This window comes from Nocardioides sp. Iso805N (assembly GCF_000364605.1).
GTDB lineage: Bacteria > Actinomycetota > Actinomycetes > Propionibacteriales > Nocardioidaceae > Nocardioides.
On record NZ_KB822576.1, the window covers coordinates 497,423 to 517,675 of the forward strand.

Here is a 20,253-nt window from a genome sequence, read left to right on the forward strand (position 1 = left end):
CTCAGGCCCGCGGGTGCGCCTGCTGGTAGGCCCGCCGCAACCGGTCGGTGCTGACGTGGGTGTAGAGCTGCGTCGTCGCCAGCGACGCGTGCCCCAGCAGTTCCTGCACCGAGCGCAGATCGGCCCCACCCTCGAGCAGGTGGGTCGCGGCCGTGTGGCGCAAGCCGTGCGGTGCCAGGTCGGGCACGCCCGGCACGGCGCTCACCGCCTTGTGCACCAGGGTGCGCACCGCGCGCTGGTCCATCCTGGCCCCGCGGGCACCCAGGAACAGCGCCGGCCCCGAGCCGGCCCGTGCGATCTGGGCACGCCCTGTCGCCAGCCAGCCGTCCAGGGCCTGCGCCGCAGGCATACCGAACGGCACCGTGCGCTCCTTGCGCCCCTTGCCGAGCACGCGCACGACGTTGCGCTGCCGGTCGACGTCGTCGACATCGAGCCCGACCAGCTCGCCGACCCGGATTCCCGTCGCGTAGAGCAGTTCGAGGATCGCCAGGTCGCGCAGTCCCAGCGGGCTGTCGACGGTGGCCGCCGCCTCGATGGTCGAGCGCAGGACCGATTCCGCTTCGTCTGCTCGCAGCACCGGGGGCAAGGTGCGGTGTGCCTTCGGTGAGCGCAGCGCTGCGCCGGCGTCCACGGCCGCCCGGCCAGTGCGAGCGAGCCACGAGGTGAAGACCCGCGCGGCCGTCGCGCGTCGCGCGATGGTGGTGCGGCTGCGGCCCATCGACTGCTGCTTGGCCAGCCAACTGCGCAACGTGCGCAGGTCGAGCTGGTCGGGCATGCTCATGCCGAGCCTGCTGGCGTGGTCGAGCAGGGCGAGGATGTCACCGACGTACGCTCGGACGGAGTGAGCGCTGAGGTCGCGCTCTGAGACGAGGTGGCGCTCGTAGTCCGCAAGGACCACGGCGAACGACTCAGGCAGCTCCGTCACCTCCGCCTCATCCGTCACACCGCGAGTCTAGGCGTGCAGCCGATCCGCGAGGTGGAACCCGGGCGAGGCGGATGCGTCCCGCCGCCGTTACGACCTCGTGTCCGTGGTCGACTGAAGTGCTATCGGAGTCAGTCGCCAGCCGTCGCCTGCAAGCAGCGCAAGTCCGCGCTCCTGGAGGATGCGAAGCGCGCCTTGCACGGCGAGAACGCTCATCCCTGCCGTCACGGCGATCGAGTCGACGCGAGCGCCTCTGCCCACCGGTACGGCGTCGAGGACCTGCTGCTCGCGCAAGGTCACCTGGTCACGCGGAAGCACGGGAGCGGACTCCTCGAACGGCAGGTACTCCCCAGCCGAGCCCACCATCTCCAGCACCTCCTCCCCCGAGGTCACGACCACGGCCTCCCCCGAGCGCAACATCCGGTGGACACCCTCGGACGCAGCGCTCGTGACCGGCCCCGGCACCCCCATGAGGGGTCTGCTGAGTCGGGAGGTCCACGTCGCCGTGTTGCGGGCGCCGCTGCGACGGCCGGCCTCGACGATGACGGTTCCTCGTGCCACGCCCGCGATGATGCGGTTGCGGCTCAGGAAGCGCAGCCGGGTCGGCGGCAGGCCGGGTGCCACCTCGGCGACGATCGCTCCCTCTCGGGCCAGGATCTCGAAGAGTCGGCGATGACTGGGCGGATAGACGCGGTCCGCGCCACAGGCGAGCACGGCGACGGTGGGCGTGCCTGCGGCCAGCGCCCCGCGGTGAGCAGCGATGTCGATGCCATACGCCCCGCCGGAGACGACGGCATATCCGGCTCTACCCACCTCGGCCGCGATGAGGGAGGCGGTGTCGGCGCCATAGCTGGTGGCGGCGCGAGCGCCGACGATCGCGACCGACCTCTCGAGCGTGTCCAGCGTCAGGGGGCCGCGGACCCACAGGCCCGGCGGGCAGCCGGTCCGTTCGTGGAGTGGCGAGACATGGTCGAGCGGTGCCAGCTGGCTCGGCCACTCCGGGTCCCCCGGTACGACGTAGCGCATCCCCCGCTGCTGTCCGAGCTCTAGCTGATGTGCCGGATCGACGCGTGCCAGCCTCGCGGCGACGTCGACCTGCGGCAGATCGTGCTCGCCGGTGCGCAGCATCTCCAGGAGCCTGATGCCGCCGAGCTGATCGACCAGACCGGCGATGCGGTGGTCGCCCGGCTCCAGCACCTGGCTCAACGCAAGCCTGGCGAGGCGTTCTTCATCGGTGACGCTCATCCCGCTCGCTCCATCACCACCGCGACGGGCAGGGAGTCACCCTGACGTAGCGCGAGCGCCACCTCGGCCTCGCCCCGCCCTGGAGACAGGAGGCCACGGAGATCGGCGATCGTCCAGGCCAGCCGGTGAACCTTCACCGCACCTCGCCGGCTGAGTCGCCCTCGTCCGATGGCGTCGTCGACCAGCGATTGCGCCTCGGTGCTCATCGGCCAGCGCTCACGCAGCGCGGCACTCGGGGCCTGGGCATTGAGCCGCCAGTCGTGCTCGGCGTACCGGCGGGCCTGCCGGGCCCTTGCCTCGTGCACCCGCGCACGGATGGTCTCGCTGTTCTCCTTCAGCCCGAGCGGGTCTCGGGTGAACACGGCCGGCAGCAGATGGCGAGTGATGTCGATGCGGTCCGCGATCGGCCCGCTGACCTTGCTCTGGTAGTCCCGACGCTGGACCGAGGTGCAGGTGCAGGCGGCGTGGTTCTTGCCGACGTTGTTGCCGCAGGCGCACGGGTTTGCGGCGAGGACGACCATGCTGCGCGCGGGCAGGGTGACCGCCTCCTCACCTCGGGCCACGGTGATGTCGCCGTTCTCGAGGGGCTCGCGCAACGCCTCGATGACGTCGGTCCGGAACAGCGGGAACTCGTCCAGGAAAAGCACGCCTCCATGGGCCAGGCTCAGCTCGCCCGGGCGCACCCTGCCCGTGCCGCCGCCCACCACACTGACCTTGCTGGCGTCGTGGTGCGGCGCCGAGAAGGGCGGCCGAGTCGCCATCCCGAGGTCGGGATCGAGCAACCCTGCCAGCGAACGGATGGCCGTCAGCTCGACCGATTCGGTGCCGGTGAGGTCGGGCAGGATGGTGGGTATCCGCTCCGCGATCGAGGTCTTCCCACAGCCCTTCGGGCCATCGATCAGCAGGTGGTGCCCGCCTGCAGCTGCCACCTCCGCGGCGAACTTCACCTCCTCGAGGCCCACCAGGTCGGCCATGTCCACCTCCTCGAGTCGGGCAGAGCCCCGCCAGGCGAGGAAGCGGCCGCCCGACAGGGGCGGGACCGGCGGCGCTTCGGGCACGTCGGCGTCGGTGAGCGCTGCCACCACCTGATGGAGGGATCGCAGCCCGAGGACCGTCATTCCGGGCACCATCGTCGCCTCCCTGGCCTGCGGCTCGGGCACGAAGACCTGCCGGATGCCGCGCTTGGAGGCCGCCAGCACCATCGGCAGTACGCCGCCGACAGCGCGCAGCCCGCCGCCGAGCGTGAGCTCACCGATGAAGGCGGTGTCCTCCAGCCGGCGTGGGTCCACCTCTCCGCTGGCCGCGAGGATCGCGACCGCGATGGCGAGATCGAAATGCGCGCCCGACTTGGGCAGGTCTGCTGGTGAGAGCAGCACGGTGACGCGCTTGGTGGTGCCGGGCCAGGTGAGCTGCGAGTTCTCGATTGCCATCCGCACCCGATCACGAGCCTCGTGCAGCGCAGCGTCGACCCGGCCGACCAGCGTGGTGCCGACCTGCCCCGGTGAGACATCGGCCTGGACGTCCACCAGATGCCCGACAGCGCCGCGGAGAGCGACGCAGTGCGCGGATGCGACGGCCATCAGCTCAGCCCTCGAACATGCTCGACGCGGGCGGCGCCGCGGCGCGGCCTGTGCACGGCGACGAGGTCCACCCGCACCTCGGCCGGACGCAGTCCGCGCGCCGTGATCCAGCGCTCGGCAAGACGGTGCAGCCGGTCGAGCTTGGCCTGGGTCACCGCCTGCTGCGGTGTGCCGAAGGCATCGTCGGACCGAGTCTTCACCTCGCAGATAACCAGGGTGTCGCCCTCGCGGAGGACGAGGTCGATCTCGCCCTCGGTGCAGTGCCAGTTGCGCTCGAGCACGACCAGGCCCTGCGCGGTGAGATGTCGCTCGGCGATGGCCTCGCCATAGCGCCCCATCGCCTGTTTGCTCGCTGCTGTCGTCGTCATGGTGCCTCCGTCCGAGATCGGAGAGCCAGCATCGAACGTCGCCCCGACAGCCCGCGACGCACGGCAGCCCACCTGTGGACAAGCGATACGGGAGCCCCAGCTGTGGACAGATTGGGCCCGGATCGACCCCGGTCAGTTGTTCAGCTTGGGGGTGCCGCACCCGGGAGTCGGAAGCGGCGTGTAGGTCGAGCCCGCAATCGTCACGCCGAGCAGAGAGTTGAGAGCCGACGTCACGGCCGAGAGCAACGGCGTCAGGACAGCTGTCTCCAGCGGCGTGATCAAGTTGTTGTCGACAGCGTTGGTCACCCAGGCGATCCCACCGAGGATGTCACCGACGAGGTACCTCCCGTAGTCACCCGGAACCTGGAGCGTCCCGGTGACCGACTGTGGCGAGGCCGGCACCGTCGTGAGGGTGATCGCCAACTTGGTCGTGAGGTTCTCCGACTGCGAGCCGAGCGCCCCCCACGAGTGCTTCACCGTCACCGTCAGCGGGACGATGATGGTGGTCGGCGCGAGCGCCGACTGCTCCGAGGCGGAGATCGACTGCGGCGTCGCGTCCGACCAGTTAAGCGCGAGAACCTTGCCGGACGCCTGCGCGAGTCCCACCGATGCGGTGATCGGGTCGGGGAAGGTGATCTGCGGGATGCCGTACGTGTCCGCCGCGAGAGGAGACCGAGGACGCTCGACAGGACGCCGCTCAGCCCGTTCGCCAGGTTGGTCACCGCGCTGGTCACCCCGCCGCTGACGTTCGCACTCAGCCCGACCGAGGTCTGTGCCATCGACCTGGTGTCCTCACCCAGGCAGACAGGCGTCGGCCGGCTGCCGACGGCGGACACGGCCAGCGGGACGATGTTGCTGCTGGAGAGAGGATTCTGCAGGTTGTGGTGCCTAGTCCTTTCGGGCCATGCGGCTGCTCAGTCCTTGGGCAGGTCGAGCTCGGAGGGGCTCAGCTCCTCGACGTTGACGTCCTTGAAGGTGAGGACCTTGACGTTCTTGGCGAAGCGGGCGGGTCGGTACATGTCCCACACCCAGGCATCGGTCATCGAGACCTCGAAGAAGACGTCACCTGCCTCGGTCCGAGCCTTCACGTCGACCTGGTTGCACAGGTAGAACCGCCGGTCCGTCTCGACGACGTACTTGAAGATGCCGACCACATCGCGGTACTCGCGATAGAGGGTCAGCTCCATCTCGGTCTCGTACTTCTCGAGATCCTCGGCGCTCATGCTGGGATCCTAGAGCCACCCCGGGTACGACGCCTCGCCGCCTCCACGACCGACGCGCCTCGATGGGACTTCGCCACGTTCGCCGAGCTTCGAGGCGCGCCTCGACAAGGTCGGCGTACGACGCGCCGACTGGCCCGATCAGCCGGCGGCCGCGACCCCGGGCAGGCTCCACGAGCGCCGGTGATGGATCGAGGGGCCGTGGGCGGCCAGCGCTGCGATGTGGGCCGGCGCGGAGTAGCCCTTGTTCTCCGCCCACAGGTACGCCGGAAACTCCTCGTGCAGCTGCGTCATCAGCGCATCGCGGGTGGTCTTCGCCAAGATGGAGGCCGCCGCGACCCCGGCGCACTTCATGTCGGCCTTGATCAGCGTGGTGACCGGCGGCACCGTCGGACCTGTGGCGTCGCACCCGCCGAACTCGATCGGTGCCCCGAACAGCGCGTCCTGCAACGGCGCACTGAGGTAGTCGTGGTTGCCGTCCAGCAGCACCGCGTCGGGAACGATGCTCAGCTGGACCAGCGCTCGGTGACCGGCGAGGCGGAGCGCCGCCATGATGCCGTAGGAGTCGATCTCGGCCGGGCTGGCGTGGCCCACGGCATGGCACAGCGCCCAGCGGCGTACCTTCGGAGCGAGCCGCTCCCGGGCCTCCGGCGTGAGCAGCTTGGAGTCGCGCACGCCCTGCGGAGCGGTCCGGGTCTCGGCCGAGATCACCACCATGCCGATGCTGACCGGCCCCGACAACGCGCCGCGACCGACCTCGTCGGCGCAGGCGAGGTGGACCACCCCGTCGCGCAACAGGGTGCGCTCGAACCGCAGGCTGGGCGCTGTGCTCACGGCTTCGGGATGTCCTTGAAGTCGGCCGGCCGGTGGATGACGTGCGCCCTGCCGAGCGGCCAGACCAGGGAGACGACCTTGCCCACGACGTTGTCGACCGGCACCCACGGAGACTGCGAGCAATCGGTCTCGGCATCGGTGCACAGGTGATAGCTGGAGTCGGCGGAGTTGTCCCGGTTGTCGCCCATCACGAAGACGTAGCCCGCCGGGACCGGGCCGGCCTTCCAGTGCGGGGTGCGGGCCATCGGCCCGTAGCAGACGGCTGTCCCGACGTCGTTGTCGTCGCAGCCGCGCTGCGCGGGCTTGGCGTAGCTGGACTCGTCCAGCGCCTTCCCGTTGACCCTGATGCGGCCCTGCTTGTCACAGCACACGATGGTGTCGCCGCCGACCCCGATCACCCGCTTGACCAGGTGGCCGCCGGTCGGGAACAGCCCGATCCGGGCCATGAACTTCGAGACCACGTTGGTCGCCTGGGTGTCCTCCTCGGCGCTGAGCCAGCCGCCCGGGTCGGAGAAGACGACGATGTCGCCGCGCTGCGGTGTACCGCTCCCCCAGTACGACGGCTTCTCCACCAGCACCCGGTCGTCCGACTTCACACCGGGGCCTCCCTGCAACCCCGGCTCCATCGACGCGGAGGGGATGTAGAACGCCTGGACGAAGAACGACTTGATCACCAGCGCGATGATCACCGCCAAGACGAGCAGCAGGATCGACTCCTGCCACACCGGCAGGTTGCGGGACGGCTTGTTCTGGTGATCCGCGCCGTTGTCGGGAGAAGCAGAAGACCGCGACCCCTCCTGTTCCTCGTCGAGGAAGGTGGAGAGATCGCGGTCTTCGGAAGTCACGCGCAGAGCCTAGAACAGGCTGCCCCGCGATCGCGCTTCGACTCGGCTCACGCCTCGCGACCGGTCAGACCGCGAGGGCTCACACCTCGCAACTGGTCAGATCGGGCGTCGCTTCGCTTCGCCGATCAGACCGTGCGCGGCTCACGCCTCGCGGCGCTCCTTGATCTTGGCCTTCTTGCCGCGCAGGTTGCGCAGGTAGTAGAGCTTGGCGCGGCGGACGTCGCCGCGGCTGACGATCTCGATCTGCTCGAAGATCGGGGAGTGCAGCGGGAAGGTGCGCTCGACACCGACGCTGAAGGAGACCTTGCGGACGGTGAAGGTGCGGGAGATGCCGGCGCCCTGGAGCGCGATGACGACACCCTGGAAGACCTGGACACGGGAGCGGCTGCCCTCGACGACCTTGACGTGCACCTTGACGGTGTCACCGGCCTTGAAGTCGGGAACGTCGGTGCGCTTGGCGGCATTGCCGAGCTCGGCAAGCAGGTGGTTGCTCATGGTTGCTCCTCACGGATGCCACAGGTCGGCCGCGGGTGTTCGGATCTTCAGCGGGAGGTCGTCGCCTGGTGGCCGGCGGCGTCAGGCTCCCCCTGTGGCAGAAGCCCGTCGCAGGCCCTCCGCGTGCTTTCACCGGAGCTGCCCTTCGGCCGACGATGACCAAGTAGGGATTCTGCCACAGTGCCGATGACGGGCGGAAATCACTCAGCCCGACGGCGCCGCTTGGTCAGCACGACAGTCCCCGGCACGCTCGCCAGGTCGGGCCGGATCCGGAAGCCCGCCTTCTTGTAGAACCGCTGGTTGCGACCGGCGTTCGCGCCGGTGAAGAGCCAGTACGTCGAGGCCGTCGGCGGCGCAACCTTCTCGATGTGCTCCAGAAGCACCCGGCCCAGACCCCGGCCCTGCAGATCCGGAACCACGCACAGCCGACCGATGTCCCACCACTGGCTCTCGCCGTCGGGGGCCTCGACGAGCCGACCGCGCACCGACCCGACCAGGCGACCGCCCTCGCGCACCACGTAGGTGTCCCAGGAAGTGAGGTTCTCGACGACCTCCTCGAGGGACTCGTGCAGTGCCGGCACGTCGAACGACTGCTCCTCGACCGCCACCTGCGACCAGCAGGCCCGCATCAGCGTCATCAGCTCGCCCGCGTCGCCTCGGGTGGCCCGTTCGATCGTCCACTCGGTCGCGGCGGCGCTGGCGTGCAGCAGATCCGGGCGTCGCGAGGCGGTCCGCTCCAGCTGGCGCTGGTGGCGCCAGGACGCGATCCGGCCGTGGTCGCCCGACAACAGCACGTCCGGCACCTCGTGACCGCGCCACTCCTGGGGCTTGGTGTAGACGGGGTATTCCAGCAGACCGTCCTCGTGGGACTCCTCGACCAGCGATGCCGCGTTGCCCATGAACCCCGGCAGCAGCCGCACCACGGCCTCGGTGATCGCCAGCGCGGCGACCTCACCGCCGTTGAGCACGTAGTCGCCCAGGCTGACCTCGCGGACCTCGGTGCGCGCCCGCGCGTGGTCGATCACGCGTTGGTCGATGCCCTCGTAGCGGCCGATCAGGAACAGCAGACGCTGTCGCGTCGCCAGCTCGCGCGCCAGCGACTGCGTGAGCGGCTCCCCGCTCGGCGTCGTCACGATCACGGTGGTGCCGTCGAGGCCGAGCTCGTCGAAGGCCTCGCCGTACGGCTCGGGCTTCATCACCATCCCGGCACCCCCGCCGTAGGGGGTGTCGTCGACGGTCCGATGCCGGTCGCGCGCCCACGACCGCAGGTCGTGGACGTGGATCTCGAGCAGCCCCGAGGCGATCGCCTTCCCGGGCAGGCTCAGCTGCAGCGGGGCGAGGTAGTCGGGGAAGATCGTGAGGTAGTCGAGCCGCATCAGGCCTCGTCCTGATCGGGCTCCAGCAGCCCGGGACGGTCGGCGACGACGACCTTGCCTCCGTCGAGATCGACCTCGGGCACCAGCGCGGCCACGAACGGGACGAGTACGTCGCGACGCGTCGGCGTCCTGATGCTCAGCAGATCCTGGGCTCCGCCGTGGACGAGACCGGTGACCTCGCCGCGCCGCGTCCCGTCGGCGTCGTAGACGGCCAGCCCGATGAGCTGGTGGTCGTAGAACTCCTCCGGGTCCTCGGGGCGGTCGTCGGTGTCGATGTCGGTGTAGAGCAGCACCCCGCGGACGGTCTCGGCCGCGTTGCGGTCGGGGATCTCCTCGAACAGGACGTGCAGCACACCCTGGTGCCAGCGGATGCCCTCGACGGTCAGCGCACTCAGCTGCAACGCCGAGCCCTTCGGCGGAACCGCCCGCAGCCGGGCGCCGACTGCGAAACGGCGCTCCGGCTCGTCGGTGCGGACGTCAACGGTCAGGTGGCCGCGGATCCCGTGCGGCTTGCCGATGCGGCCGACCAGGACCTCGATGGAGTCGCTCATGATGGCAGAAGGCTATCGGCTCGGCGGGCCGGCGCAGAACGCAGGACGCCCTGGCTGCCGGAGCAGCCAGGGCGTCGTGCGTTGTGTTGCTGTGGGCTCAGCGCCGACGGTCCACGTCGACGAAGTCGACCCGTGCGCCACCCTTGCCGGCCAGCGCGCTGATGACCGTGCGGAAGGCCGTGGCGGTGCGACCGTTGCGGCCGATCACCTTGCCGAGGTCGTCGGGGTGCACCCGGACCTCGAGGACCGATCCGCGTCGCATCTGCTTGTCGCGCACGACGACGTCGTCGGGGTGGTCAACCACACCTCGGACGAGGTGCTCGAGAGCCTCGGCGAGCATGCTCAGGCCTCGGCCGGAGCCTCGGCCGGAGCCTCGGTCGTCTCGGCGGCGGCAGCAGCCGGAGCCTCCTCGACCTTCTCCTCAGCCTTCTTGGCCTTCTTGGTGACGGCCTCGGCGGCCGGCGTGGAGTGAGCCTCGGCGAGCGCCTTGTTGAACAGCTCGAGCTTGTCGGGCTTGGGGGCAGCGGTCCTCAGCGTGCCCTCGGTGCCCGGGAGGCCCTTGAACTTCTGCCAGTCGCCGGTCACCTTGAGGATGGCCTCGACGGCCTCGGACGGCTGCGCGCCGACACCGAGCCAGTACTGGGCACGGTCGGAGGTCACCTGGATGAAGGAGGGCTCCTCCTTCGGGCGGTACTGACCGATCTCCTCGATGACGCGACCGTCGCGCTTGGTGCGCGAGTCGACGACGACGATGCGATACTGCGGAACCCGGATCTTGCCCAGGCGCTTGAGGCGGATCTTGACGGCCACGGTTGTGGTGTCTCCTTGAAATTCGGTAAGTGGGTGAGACGCCGTCGCCAGGTGGGGAACACCGGTCTCGGACTCTCGATGAACACTGCGACACCCGGTGAGAGGGTCCGGAATGCGCAGGACTCAGCCAGCAAGTCTGCCAGAGCGGGCCGATCAGGTGAAATCCCGAACGGGGTGCGCCCTGACCGTCCTCGCGACTCAGCCTCGCACGATGTTGCCGCGAAGCACGATCGCAGTCGGGCGGTCGAGCACGCTGAGGTCGTGGCGCGGGTCCGCTTCGTAGACCACGAAGTCGGCCGAGGCCCCCTCCTCGATGCCCGGGAATCCGAGCCAGGCCCGCGCGTGCCAGGACGCCGCGCCCAGGGCGTATTCGGCCGGCAGCCCCATCTCGACCATCGCGCGGATCTCCCCGGGCAGGTTGCCGTGCCTCCGTGCGCCTCCCCCGTCGCTGCCGGCGTACAGGGCGACCCCGGCCTCGAAGGCACTCATGATCGTCTCGCGACGGCGCTGGTAGAGGTCGGTCATGGTGGTCGCGTACGTCGGGAACCTCGCGCCGCCCTGCTCGGCGAAGGTCGGGAACCTCTCGGTCTGCATCACCGTGGGCACCACCGCGATGCCCTTCTCGGCGACCAGCTCGACCAGGTCCGGCGTCAGCCCCGTGCCGTGCTCGATGCAGTCGATGCCGTGCTCGATCAGGCCGGGTAGGACGTCGCGCCCGAAGCAGTGCGCGGTCACCTTGGCGCCGTGGTTGTGGGCGACCTTGATCGCCGCGGCGAACTCATCGATCGAGAACGACGGACGCAGGTCGCCCTCCTCGCGGGAGATCCAGTCGCCGACCAGCTTCACCCAGCCGTCGCCGCGCTCGGCCTCGCGGGCGACCGCCTCGGCCAGACCGGTCGGCTCGACCTCGTCGGCGTAGCCGCGCATGTAGCGCTTGGTCCGGGCGATGTGTCGGCCCATCCGGATCAGGCGGGGAAGGTCGGCGCGCTGCTGGATCCAGCGGGTGTCGATCGGCGAGCCGCAGTCGCGGATCAGCAGCGCGCCGGCGTCACGGTCCTCGAGCGCCGTACGCTCGGTCTCCTCGACGCTGATCGCACCGTCGTCGCCCAGGCCGAGATGGCAGTGCGCATCGACCAGGCCGGGGACGATCCACCCCTGGACCGCGCTCTCGGACCCGGCCTGCGGTTCGAAGGTGACGTTGCCCTTGACGACGTAGACATCTGTGGCCTCACCGTGGGGCAGCACCGGTCCGTGGAAGCGCAGCGCGGTCATGACCCGGAGGCTACTCCGGGGCCATGGCCGCGCTGCCCCTCCTCTACGACTCAGTCACGCAGCCCGTAGCCGAAGCGGAACAGCGGGTTGTAGTTCGCATCGCCGACGTTGATCGGCTCCTGGGCCACGGTGCGCGGCCACGAGACCGGGAGCTTGCCGGTGAAGCGGTGGTGCCCGAACAGGTCGTCGGCCACGCCGATGCCCTCACTGCCCGGCAGCCAGCCGGCGACGAGGGAGTCGATCTGACCGAGCAGGTCGGGCGGGATGATCATCGGCCGACCCGAGATGACGACCACGGTGCAGCTGCGCGCTGCGGCACAGACCGTCTTGATCGCCTGGGTGTCGGCGTCGGAGAGCATCATGGTCTTCGCCGGGCGCGGCACGTTGTTGTCGCCCGGGTCGAAGGCCCACTGTGGGCCACCGACGTCCCCGTAGCCCTCGGCGTACGGCGTCTCGCCGACCACGACGATGCCGTCGGCACCGGCCGGGACCGGAGTGGAGGCGTCGACGCTGTAGGTCACGGGTGCCTTGGCCTCGGCCTCGATCCCGTCGAGGATGGTCGTGCCCGGGATCACGTTGGTCGAACCGCCCTGCCAGGTCAGCGTCCAGCCGCCGGCCTGGTTGCCGATGTTGTCGGCGTTGCTGCCGGCGACGTAGACCGGGTGGCGCCCCGGCTTGAGCGGCAGCGTGCGGGACTTGTTGGTGAGCAGCACCTGCGACTCGGCAGCCGCTTGGCGGGCCACCTCATGGTGCGCCTTGTCGCCGATCGTGTTGGCCAGCGAGCGGTTGGTGTAGGGGTGCTCGAAGAGTCCGAGCTCGAACTTCACCCGCAGGATCCGCGAGACCGCGTCGTTGATCCGCGCCATGGAGACGGTGCCGTCATTGACCAGCGAGGTCAGCGTCGCCTCGAACTGCGGGGCGCCGGTCGCGCTGCCCGAGTAGGGCTCCATGAACATGTCGATGCCGGCGTTGACGCCCGTCGCGACCTGGTCGGAGTAGGTCCCCGGCAGCTGCCGGATCGCCTGCCAGTCGGAGATCACCAGCCCCTTGAAGCGCTGCTGGTTCTTGAGCCAGCCGGTGATCAGCGCCTTGTTCGCGCTCATCTTGACCGGGTTGCCCAGGCCGTCGTTGGTGAAGTCGACGCTGGAGAAGGACGGCATCACCGACTGCACGTGGTGCTTCTTGATCGCCGGGACGTACGGCGCCAGCGCCAGCTGGGCGAACTGGGCCTTGCTGACCTGGTCGACCCCCTGGTCGATCGGGTAGGCACCGGTGCCTGCCTTGGAGGCGTCATAGGTGGTCAGGCCGTCGCCGGCGAAGTGCTTGGCGGTGGCGAGCACGTGGTCGGGGTGCGAGAGGTCCTTCACCGACTTGCCCTGGAAGCCGTCGATCGCGGTCTCCATCCGCTCCACCAGCTTGGGGCTCTCTCCGAACGACTCGTAGGTGCGGCCCCAGCGGTCGTCACGTGCGACGCAGATACACGGCGCGAAGGCCCAGTTCGGCCCCGACGCGCGGGTCTCGATGGCGGTGACGTGCTCGACCTTCTCCACCAGCTTCGGGTCGCGGGTGGCGCCGAGCCCGATGTCGTGCGGGAAGACCGTGGAGCCATAGATGTTGCCATCCCCGTGGACCGCGTCGATCCCGTAGAGCAGCGGGATGCCGAGGCGCGTCTTCAGCGCCTGGGCCTGGAAGCCGTCGACCATGTCGGCGAAGGCCGTCGGGGTGTTCGGGGTGGGGACCGACCCTCCTCCGGACAGGACGCTGCCGAGATTCCACTGGGCGACCAGCGTCGGATCGGCGGTGACGTCGGCCCGCTCGGCCTGGGTCATCTGACCGATCTTCTCCGCGAGCGTCATGCGGGAGAGCAGGTCGCGGACGCGGACGCTCACCGGCAGGCGCGGGTTCTTGTACGCCGGCTTGTGGCTCTGCTGATGCTGGGACTGGTGCTGCCCGTGGTGCTGGGGCGCCGGTCGTGCGACGGCCGGCGAGCCGGCCGCGAGAACGCCGAGCGCGAGTACGCCGGCGGCACCGGCCGCGACGACGCGACCGGAGGTGGGGATGTGATGCGGCACAGGGGTCTCCTTGCCCGAGAGGTTCCCCGACGTGCACACGCCGCCGGCCCGAGGTGGCGCCGGCGACATGTCGCCGGGCTGCGCATGCGCGCACTTGTCAACGTAGAGATGTGATGCAGATCACGTCAACGCCGACCGGCGCGTAACTTCGGCTTCCCCTGGGAGCGCTCCCCCATCTGGGTGATCAGAGCTGGTCGAGCAGCCAGGTCGGGCTCAGCGTCTGGCCCCATGCGCCCGCGCGGGCCTGCAGCATCCGGTCCGCGGTGACGACCGTGACCCGCGCACCGCGCTCGGCGGCGGCCTTCGTCTCGGCGACGATGGTGGCATCGCCGTCCTTGGGCGCGTGCACCGTGCGCACATGCCCGTCACGCCCCGCCCGGACACCGGCCTTGGCCGCACCCTCGAGCACGAGGACGATCTCGTCGTACGGCGTGTCGGCGACCAGCAGACCCTCGTGCAGACGCCGTGCGGCGCCCGCGCGGTCCTTCCACCAGCCGTCGGGGCGAGCACCGACCACGTTGGCGCCATCGACGACCAGGACTGTGGTCATGGTCGCGCCGTCACTTCAGGAACTTGCTGAAGTCCTTCGGCAGGTTGAGCTGCGCGGCCGCTGCCGCGTAGTCAATGTCGCCAGCGTCGACGTCGTCGGCACCGGGCTGGGCGAAGGGGTTCGGCTTCGGCTTGGCCGCCTCGAGCTCGGCCGCGGTCTTGGCCGCCTGCGCCGCCTTGGCCGGGTTGCCCGACTTGCGGGCGCCCTTGCCCTTCTTCTGCTGCGGCGCTTGGCGGGCTCCCGCCCGCTTGCCGAAGCCGGCACCCGGCATCCCGGGCATGCCCGGCATCCCGCCGCCGTTGGCCAGGGACTGCATCATCTTGCGAGCCTCGGTGAACCGATCGACGAGCTGGTTCACGTCCGAGACCTGGCGGCCCGAGCCCTTGGCGATGCGCAGCCGGCGGGAGCCGTCGATGAGCTTGGGATTGGCCCGCTCGGCCGGCGTCATCGACTGGATGATCGCCTGGATCCGGTCGACCTCGCGCTCGTCGAAGTTGGCGATCTGGTCTCGGAACTGACCCATGCCGGGCAGCATCCCCATCAGCTTCGACATCGAGCCGAGCTTGCGGATCTGCTGCATCTGCTTGAGGAAGTCGTCGAGGGTGAAGTCACCGCCGGCCAGCTTCTCGGCGGCCTTCGCCGACTCCTCGGCGTCGAACGTCTTCTCGGCCTGCTCGATCAGGGTGAGCACGTCGCCCATGTCGAGGATGCGCGAGGCCATCCGGTCGGGGTGGAAGAGGTCGAAGTCGGTCATCTTCTCGCCGTTCGAGGCGAAGATGACCGGCTTGCCGGTCAGGCTGACGATCGAGAGGGCGGCGCCACCGCGCGCGTCGCCGTCGAGCTTGGTCAGGACGACGCCGTCGTACCCGACACCGTCGAGGAATGCCTGCGCGGTGCTGACCGCGTCCTGGCCGATCATCGCGTCCACGACGAAGAGGACCTCGTCGGGCTGGACCGCGTCGCGGATGTCCGCGGCCTGCTGCATCAGCTCCTGGTCGATGCCGAGCCGGCCGGCGGTGTCGACGATGACGACGTCGTGCAGCTTGCGCTTGGCCTCCTCGATCGAGGCCTGGGCGACCTGGACCGGGTTGCCGACGCCGTTGCCGGGCTCAGGCGCGAAGACGGGAACCCCGACGCGCTCGCCGTTGACCTGGAGCTGGTTGACGGCGTTGGGTCGCTGGAGGTCGCAGGCGACGAGCAGCGGGCTCTTGTCCTGCTCCTTGAGCCACAGCGCCAGCTTGGCGGCCAGGGTGGTCTTGCCCGCACCCTGCAGACCGGCGAGCATGATGACCGTCGGGCCGGACTTGGCGTAGCGCAGCCGCCGGGTCTCGCCACCGAGGATGGCGACGAGCTCCTCGTTGACGATCTTGACGATCTGCTGGGCCGGGTTGAGCGCCTGGCTCACCTCGGCGCCGCGCGCCCGATCCTTGACCTTCGCGACGAACTCGCGCACCACGGGCAGCGCAACGTCGGCCTCCAGCAGCGCGATCCGGATCTCGCGTGCGGTGGCGTCGATGTCGGCTTCGGAGAGCCGACCCTTGCCCCGGAGGTTCTTGAAGGTGTCGGCGAGCCGGTCGGAGAGGGTGGCGAACATCAGGTCCTTCTCGAGCAGGTGGATCGTCGCGGGCAAGCCTAACCGGCCAACCCCGCTAGTCCCCCGCCAGCGCCGATCTGACTGCTGTGGCGGCGGTCGCGGCGCGCTCCTCGCCGAGCGCTCCGGCCGAAGCTTCCTGGAGGTAGAAGACGTCGACCGCCTGTGGACCGAGGGTGTCCACGTGCGCGCTGCGTACGGTGATGTCGAGTCGGGCGAGCGCGGCGGCGACCAGGTAGACGACGCCTGGGCGGTCGGCCGTGCGAACCTCCAGCACGGTCGCCCGAGTGCCCGCGTCGGGACGGATCACGACCGAGGGCGCGAGCGTGCCCGCAGCTGCCGGCTTGAGCCGCGTCGACGGGTCGATCCGGCCGTCGCTGATCGCCTCGAACCGCTCGCGCAGCACCCGTGGATCCAGATCCGCGTCCGCGACCTCCCACACCGTGATGGCGTACGGCTCCTGCATCCACACCCGCGCCGAGCGGACCGCGACCCGCTGCAGCCCGAAGGTCGCCGCCATGTCCGCCAGCAGGCCGACCCGGTCCTGGGCCACCACCGTGACCCGCGAGCCGTCCGGCAACGACTCGACGTCGAAGGAGAGACCTCGCTTGCGGGCCTCGCGAGGGATCTCGAGATGCTCGTCGGGAACGCCTGCAGCGCGAGCGCTCGCTCCGCCCTCCAGCTGTCGCTGGGCACGTGCCGCGAGGCCGAGGATCAGCCGCGAGCGCCACGACGACCACGCCTTCGGGCTGGTGGCACGGGAGTCAGCCTCGGTGAGCGCGGTCAGCAGGCTCAACGCCTCCGGGTCGTCGATCCGCTCCAGGACAACGTCGACGGTCGCCGGGTCCTCGGGGTCGCGCGTGGTCGCCGTCATCGCCAGCAGCAGGTGCCAGCGCACCAACGTGGCGATCAGGTCGACGGCGCGCGCGTCGAAGCCCATCCGCCCCGCGATCACGCGCGCGATCGGCGCACCGGCCACGGAGTGCTCGGTGAGCTCGCCCTTGCCGATGTCGTGCAGCAGCGCGGTCACCAGGAGGACGTCGGGGCGACGTACCGAGCGGATCAGGCCGGCTGCCTCGATGCAGGTCTCCACCGAGTGCCGGTCGACGGTGAAACGATGGATCACCGACGCGTGCGGCAGCAGTCGGATCCGCTCCCACTCCGGCAGGATCCGGTCCAGCGCGCCGGTCTCCTCCAGCGTCTCCCAGACGTCGCGAAGACCGCGGCCGGCGGCGAGCAGCCGGACCAGCAGGTTGCGGGCCTCCTCCGGCCACGGCACCGGCAGCGGAGCGCACTCGCGTGCCAGCCGGGCGGCGGTCGCCGGAGCGAGTACGACGTCGTGCTCGGCGGCCTCGGCTGCCGCACGAAGGAGGAGCAGCGGATCGCGGTCGGGACGGGCATTGCGATCGAGGACGACCTCGTCGTAGGCCAGCGCGACGCCCGGCGCCAGCGGGATGAGCTGCGGACGACGCGGCGAGGCCGCGCCGCGCTGCCGGAAGTAGGCATCCACCCGTCGCCAGGTCAGGCGCGAGAGGTGGGTGATGCGTCGACCGAGCTCGCGCACGAACGCCTGTGCGGCCCGCGCGTCGCCCAGCTCGAGGCGGGCCGCGAGCTCGTCCCACATCTCCGGCGCGATCCTGTCGACGGCGCGTCCCGCCAGCTCGTGCACCACGTCGCGCACGTCCAGCAGGGAGAGTCGGCAGCGCTCGAGCTCGACCTGGGGTACGTCGACCAGCCACGTGGCGACGACCGCGTTGAGCACGGTGGCGTCTCGCAGGCCGCCGGACATCTCCTTGAGATCCGGCACGCTGGCGTGGGCGAGCTCGCCGAGCAGCTCGTGCCGGGCGAACGTGAGCTGTCGCAGGGCGGGCAGCTGCTGAACGGCGTTCTTGCGCCAGTGCGCCAGCATCGTGGCCCGCAGCCGCAGCGTCAGGTTGGTGTCGCCCGCGAGGTGGCGCACGTCGAGCAGGCCGAGCGCCACCCGAGGGTCGCCGTCGGCGGCGCCGAGCATCTCGGGCAGCGAGCGCACCGAGTGGTCGATCTTGGCGCCGTGATCCCACAGCGGGTACCACAGCTTGGTCGCCGTCTCGCCCAGGTCGATGCCCTCGTCGTGCACGAGAACGACGTCCCAGTCCGAGTACGGCGCCAGCTCCCCGCGGCCATAGCCCCCGACGGCGACGAGTGCCGCTCCGCTCTCGGGGCCCGCGGCATCGGCGTAGGCACGGGCACAGACCTCGTCGGCCTCCGCCGTACGCCTGCTGCGGTCGGTGGCGCTCACGCTGCGCTCTGTCCTGCTCGACGGATCCGGCGGTGACTCAGATGGCCGCGTCGTCGCGGTCACCGGTGCGCACCCGCACGACGGTGTCCAGCGGCGAGACCCAGATCTTGCCGTCGCCGATCCGCTCGGTGCGGGCGGCCTTCTCGATGGTGCCCACCACGACCTCGACGTCCTCGTCGGGCACGGCGATCTCGAGCCGGATCTTGGGCACGAGCGCCACGTCGTACTCGGCGCCACGGTAGACCTCGGTGTGGCCCTTCTGCCGGCCGTAGCCGCTGACCTCCGAGACGGTCATGCCGGTGACGCCGACCGCCTCGAGGGCGACACGGACGTCCTCCCACTTGTGCGGCTTGATGACTGCGGTGACGAGCTTCATGTGTCTCCTCCGACGAGTGGGGTGCCTCCCGATCATGCCGCACCGGGTGGAGCACGGAGCGGGTTGACCAGAAGCGGCCGGCCGGGGACGGCCGGCGACGTACGACGAGGTGCGGCGGCCCGGTCCCCCGCCGGGAGACCGGGCCGTCGCGTCCGAGATGTATCCGAGATGTGTCCGAGATGGTGCGGAGATGGTGCCGGTGGCTCAGCGGGTCACAGGGCTGCGGCGTCCCGGTCGCCGGTGCGGACCCGCACGACCACGTCGACCGGGCTGACCCAGACCTTGCCGTCACCGATCCGGCCCGTCTGCGCGGCCCTCACGACCAGGGCGACCACGTCATCGGCGTCGCTGTCCTCGACCACGATCTCGATCCGGATCTTGGGCACCAGCGCGATGTCGTACTCGGCGCCGCGGTAGACCTCGGTGTGGCCCTTCTGCCGGCCGTAGCCGCTGACCTCGGAGACCGTCATGCCGGTGACACCGAAGGTCTCCAGCGCCTCGCGGACGTCCTCCCACTTGTGCGGCTTGATGACTGCTGTCACGAGCTTCACGCCAGGACCCCCGTTCCGGTCGCCAGGTCGTAGGCGGACTCGCCGTGCTGGTCGCCGTCGATGCCCTCGACCTCGGCCTCCTCGGTGATCCGCCAGCCGATCGTGTACTTGATCGCCAGCGCGATACCCGTGGTCAGCACACCCGTCCACACGATGGTGAAGAGCGCCGCGAGCGTCTGGTGACCCAGCGAGCTCAGACCGCCGCCGTAGAACAGGCCGTCGATGCCACCCGGCGCCGACGAGGTGGAGATGAACCCGATCAGCAGGGTGCCGACCAGACCGCCCACGAGGTGGACACCGACGACGTCGAGCGAGTCGTCGAGGTTGAGCTTGTACTTGAGGCCGACGGCGACGGCGCACAGACCGCCCGCAACGGCCCCGACGATGATCGCGCCGGTCAGACTGACCGCGCCACAGGACGGGGTGATCGCGACCAGGCCGGCCACGATGCCCGAGGCGGCACCCAGCGAGGTCGCCTTGCCGTGCAACATCCGCTCGACCAGGAGCCAGGCGAGCATCGCCGTCGCGGTGGCGACGGTCGTGTTCATGAAGGTGACGCCGGTCTCGGTCATGAACTGGTGGGTGTCCTTGGGGCCACCGTCACCGGCGACGAAGACGATCGAGCCCACGTTGAAGCCGTACCAGCCGAACCACAGCAGACCGGCGCCGATCATGGTGAGGGTCAGGTTGTGCGGGCGGCCCACGTCGCGGGGCCAGCCAACCCGCCTGCCGACGATCAGGGCGAGAACGCCGCCGGCCACACCGGCGTTGATGTGCACGACCGTGCCGCCGGCGTAGTCCTGGGCCAGCCAGTGGCTGGACAGCCACCCGCCGCCCCAGACGTTGTGGGCGATCGGGAAGTAGCACAGGGTCAGCCAGACCGGGACGAAGACGACCCAGGCCGAGAGCTTGACCCGGTCGGCGATGGAACCGCTGGCCAGCGCGATGGTGATCGCGGCGAAGGTCAGCTGGAACAGGACGAAGACATAGTTGCCCCACGTGACGCCGTGCAGGCCCCACATGTGGAACGGGTTGGCGATGAGCTTGCCGTTGCCGTTGCCGACGCCGTCACCGCCCCAGCCCTCGGACCATCCCCACAGCACGAAGACAAGCGTCGCGATGCCGAACGCGACGAACGACAGCATCATCATGTTGAGAACCGACTTCGATCGCGTCATGCCGCCGTAGAACAGCGCCAGCGCGGGAACGGTCATCACCAGGACGAAGGCCGTCGCCACCAACATGAAGGCGTAGTAGCCGTCCACTGGACCTCCAGGATCACATCTCGGGAGGCGGGCGGCCCTGCGACACCGATGT

General features: G+C 70.0%; 21 protein-coding genes and 1 pseudogene. All 22 read right to left on the reverse strand.

Annotated features, from left to right (window positions below):
- Position 1: 1 nt before the first annotated feature.
- Entirely contained in the window at positions 2 to 943 is a 942-nt protein-coding gene (locus H036_RS0106675; protein ID WP_017934011.1) for a tyrosine recombinase XerC, read from the reverse strand.
- A gap of 69 nt (positions 944 to 1,012) precedes the next feature.
- Entirely contained in the window at positions 1,013 to 2,167 is a 1,155-nt protein-coding gene (gene dprA, locus H036_RS0106680; protein ID WP_017934012.1) for a DNA-processing protein DprA, read from the reverse strand.
- Positions 2,164 to 3,747 carry a YifB family Mg chelatase-like AAA ATPase gene (locus tag H036_RS0106685; RefSeq protein WP_017934013.1) on the reverse strand — a complete coding sequence of 528 codons (1,584 nt, stop codon included), beginning with the start codon at positions 3,745 to 3,747 and terminating at the stop codon, positions 2,164 to 2,166. The genes dprA and H036_RS0106685 overlap by 4 nt, the downstream gene beginning before the upstream one ends.
- The gene (locus H036_RS0106690; protein ID WP_026145847.1) at positions 3,747 to 4,115 is read right to left on the reverse strand and encodes a YraN family protein; all 369 of its coding nucleotides are present in this window, start codon (positions 4,113 to 4,115) and stop codon (positions 3,747 to 3,749) included. The genes H036_RS0106685 and H036_RS0106690 overlap by 1 nt, the downstream gene beginning before the upstream one ends.
- A 132-nt stretch (positions 4,116 to 4,247) precedes the next feature.
- Positions 4,248 to 4,721: a hypothetical protein gene (locus tag H036_RS0106695; protein WP_017934015.1), complete on the reverse strand. Its 474-nt coding sequence runs from the start codon at positions 4,719 to 4,721 to the stop codon at positions 4,248 to 4,250.
- Positions 4,722 to 5,029: 308 nt separating this feature from the next.
- The gene (locus tag H036_RS0106700) at positions 5,030 to 5,338 is read right to left on the reverse strand and encodes a DUF2469 domain-containing protein (RefSeq protein WP_017934016.1); all 309 of its coding nucleotides are present in this window, start codon (positions 5,336 to 5,338) and stop codon (positions 5,030 to 5,032) included.
- A 138-nt stretch (positions 5,339 to 5,476) separates the two neighbouring features.
- The gene (locus H036_RS22035; RefSeq protein WP_017934017.1) at positions 5,477 to 6,169 is read right to left on the reverse strand and encodes a ribonuclease HII; all 693 of its coding nucleotides are present in this window, start codon (positions 6,167 to 6,169) and stop codon (positions 5,477 to 5,479) included.
- Positions 6,166 to 7,014, reverse strand: a complete 849-nt coding sequence (lepB, locus tag H036_RS0106710) for a signal peptidase I (RefSeq protein ID WP_017934018.1) — start codon at positions 7,012 to 7,014, stop codon at positions 6,166 to 6,168. The genes H036_RS22035 and lepB overlap by 4 nt, the downstream gene beginning before the upstream one ends.
- 141 nt (positions 7,015 to 7,155) lie before the next feature.
- On the reverse strand, positions 7,156 to 7,509 hold the full coding sequence (rplS, locus tag H036_RS0106715; protein ID WP_017934019.1) for a 50S ribosomal protein L19: 354 nt from the start codon (positions 7,507 to 7,509) through the stop codon (positions 7,156 to 7,158).
- Between the two features lie 200 nt (positions 7,510 to 7,709).
- Complete coding sequence (locus H036_RS25865; RefSeq protein ID WP_332308789.1) at positions 7,710 to 8,147, reverse strand: GNAT family N-acetyltransferase; 438 nt, start codon at positions 8,145 to 8,147, stop codon at positions 7,710 to 7,712.
- A gap of 51 nt (positions 8,148 to 8,198) precedes the next feature.
- Positions 8,199 to 8,885 (reverse strand): annotated as a pseudogene (gene trmD / locus H036_RS25870) (tRNA (guanosine(37)-N1)-methyltransferase TrmD); the annotation flags it as partial.
- On the reverse strand, positions 8,885 to 9,436 hold the full coding sequence (rimM, locus tag H036_RS0106725) for a ribosome maturation factor RimM (RefSeq protein WP_017934021.1): 552 nt from the start codon (positions 9,434 to 9,436) through the stop codon (positions 8,885 to 8,887). The gene rimM and the pseudogene trmD, both read right to left, overlap by 1 nt.
- A 97-nt stretch (positions 9,437 to 9,533) precedes the next feature.
- Positions 9,534 to 9,776 (reverse strand): RNA-binding protein, encoded by a 243-nt coding sequence (locus H036_RS0106730; protein ID WP_017934022.1) that lies wholly within the window; start codon positions 9,774 to 9,776, stop codon positions 9,534 to 9,536.
- A 2-nt stretch (positions 9,777 to 9,778) separates the two neighbouring features.
- A complete protein-coding gene (gene rpsP / locus H036_RS0106735; protein ID WP_017934023.1) occupies positions 9,779 to 10,246 on the reverse strand; it encodes a 30S ribosomal protein S16 in 468 nt (155 codons plus the stop codon).
- Positions 10,247 to 10,444: 198 nt separating this feature from the next.
- On the reverse strand, positions 10,445 to 11,518 hold the full coding sequence (locus H036_RS0106740) for an amidohydrolase family protein (RefSeq protein WP_017934024.1): 1,074 nt from the start codon (positions 11,516 to 11,518) through the stop codon (positions 10,445 to 10,447).
- 50 nt (positions 11,519 to 11,568) lie between these two features.
- Positions 11,569 to 13,590 (reverse strand): glycoside hydrolase family 3 protein, encoded by a 2,022-nt coding sequence (locus tag H036_RS0106745; protein WP_017934025.1) that lies wholly within the window; start codon positions 13,588 to 13,590, stop codon positions 11,569 to 11,571.
- Between the two features lie 184 nt (positions 13,591 to 13,774).
- Positions 13,775 to 14,140, reverse strand: a complete 366-nt coding sequence (locus H036_RS0106750) for a hypothetical protein (protein ID WP_017934026.1) — start codon at positions 14,138 to 14,140, stop codon at positions 13,775 to 13,777.
- 10 nt (positions 14,141 to 14,150) lie between these two features.
- Positions 14,151 to 15,734: a signal recognition particle protein gene (gene ffh, locus H036_RS0106755; protein WP_036487708.1), complete on the reverse strand. Its 1,584-nt coding sequence runs from the start codon at positions 15,732 to 15,734 to the stop codon at positions 14,151 to 14,153.
- Between the two features lie 55 nt (positions 15,735 to 15,789).
- Entirely contained in the window at positions 15,790 to 18,009 is a 2,220-nt protein-coding gene (locus H036_RS0106760) for a [protein-PII] uridylyltransferase (protein ID WP_017934028.1), read from the reverse strand.
- Positions 18,010 to 18,046: 37 nt separating this feature from the next.
- Positions 18,047 to 18,385, reverse strand: a complete 339-nt coding sequence (locus H036_RS0106765) for a P-II family nitrogen regulator (RefSeq protein ID WP_017934029.1) — start codon at positions 18,383 to 18,385, stop codon at positions 18,047 to 18,049.
- Positions 18,386 to 18,597: 212 nt separating this feature from the next.
- Positions 18,598 to 18,936, reverse strand: coding sequence for a P-II family nitrogen regulator (locus tag H036_RS0106770; RefSeq protein WP_017934030.1), 339 nt, complete (start codon positions 18,934 to 18,936; stop codon positions 18,598 to 18,600).
- On the reverse strand, positions 18,933 to 20,201 hold the full coding sequence (locus H036_RS0106775) for an ammonium transporter (RefSeq protein ID WP_017934031.1): 1,269 nt from the start codon (positions 20,199 to 20,201) through the stop codon (positions 18,933 to 18,935). The genes H036_RS0106770 and H036_RS0106775 overlap by 4 nt, the downstream gene beginning before the upstream one ends.
- Positions 20,202 to 20,253: the final 52 nt, after the last annotated feature.

Excerpts from the sequence above, each read along its gene's own strand:
- dprA (WP_017934012.1), bottom strand. The coding sequence starts at position 2,167 with ATGAGCGTCACCGATGAAGAACGCCTCGCCAGGCTTGCGTTGAGCCAG.
- H036_RS0106685 (WP_017934013.1), bottom strand. The coding sequence starts at position 3,747 with ATGGCCGTCGCATCCGCGCACTGCGTCGCTCTCCGCGGCGCTGTCGGG.
- H036_RS0106690 (WP_026145847.1), bottom strand. The coding sequence starts at position 4,115 with ATGACGACGACAGCAGCGAGCAAACAGGCGATGGGGCGCTATGGCGAG.
- H036_RS0106700 (WP_017934016.1), bottom strand. The coding sequence starts at position 5,338 with ATGAGCGCCGAGGATCTCGAGAAGTACGAGACCGAGATGGAGCTGACC.
- rplS (WP_017934019.1), bottom strand. The coding sequence starts at position 7,509 with ATGAGCAACCACCTGCTTGCCGAGCTCGGCAATGCCGCCAAGCGCACC.
- H036_RS25865 (WP_332308789.1), bottom strand. The coding sequence starts at position 8,147 with ATGACGCTGATGCGGGCCTGCTGGTCGCAGGTGGCGGTCGAGGAGCAG.
- rimM (WP_017934021.1), bottom strand. The coding sequence starts at position 9,436 with ATGAGCGACTCCATCGAGGTCCTGGTCGGCCGCATCGGCAAGCCGCAC.
- H036_RS0106730 (WP_017934022.1), bottom strand. The coding sequence starts at position 9,776 with ATGCTCGCCGAGGCTCTCGAGCACCTCGTCCGAGGTGTGGTTGACCAC.
- H036_RS0106740 (WP_017934024.1), bottom strand. The coding sequence starts at position 11,518 with ATGACCGCGCTGCGCTTCCACGGACCGGTGCTGCCCCACGGTGAGGCC.
- H036_RS0106750 (WP_017934026.1), bottom strand. The coding sequence starts at position 14,140 with ATGACCACAGTCCTGGTCGTCGATGGCGCCAACGTGGTCGGTGCTCGC.
- ffh (WP_036487708.1), bottom strand. The coding sequence starts at position 15,734 with ATGTTCGCCACCCTCTCCGACCGGCTCGCCGACACCTTCAAGAACCTC.
- H036_RS0106765 (WP_017934029.1), bottom strand. The coding sequence starts at position 18,385 with ATGAAGCTCGTCACCGCAGTCATCAAGCCGCACAAGTGGGAGGACGTC.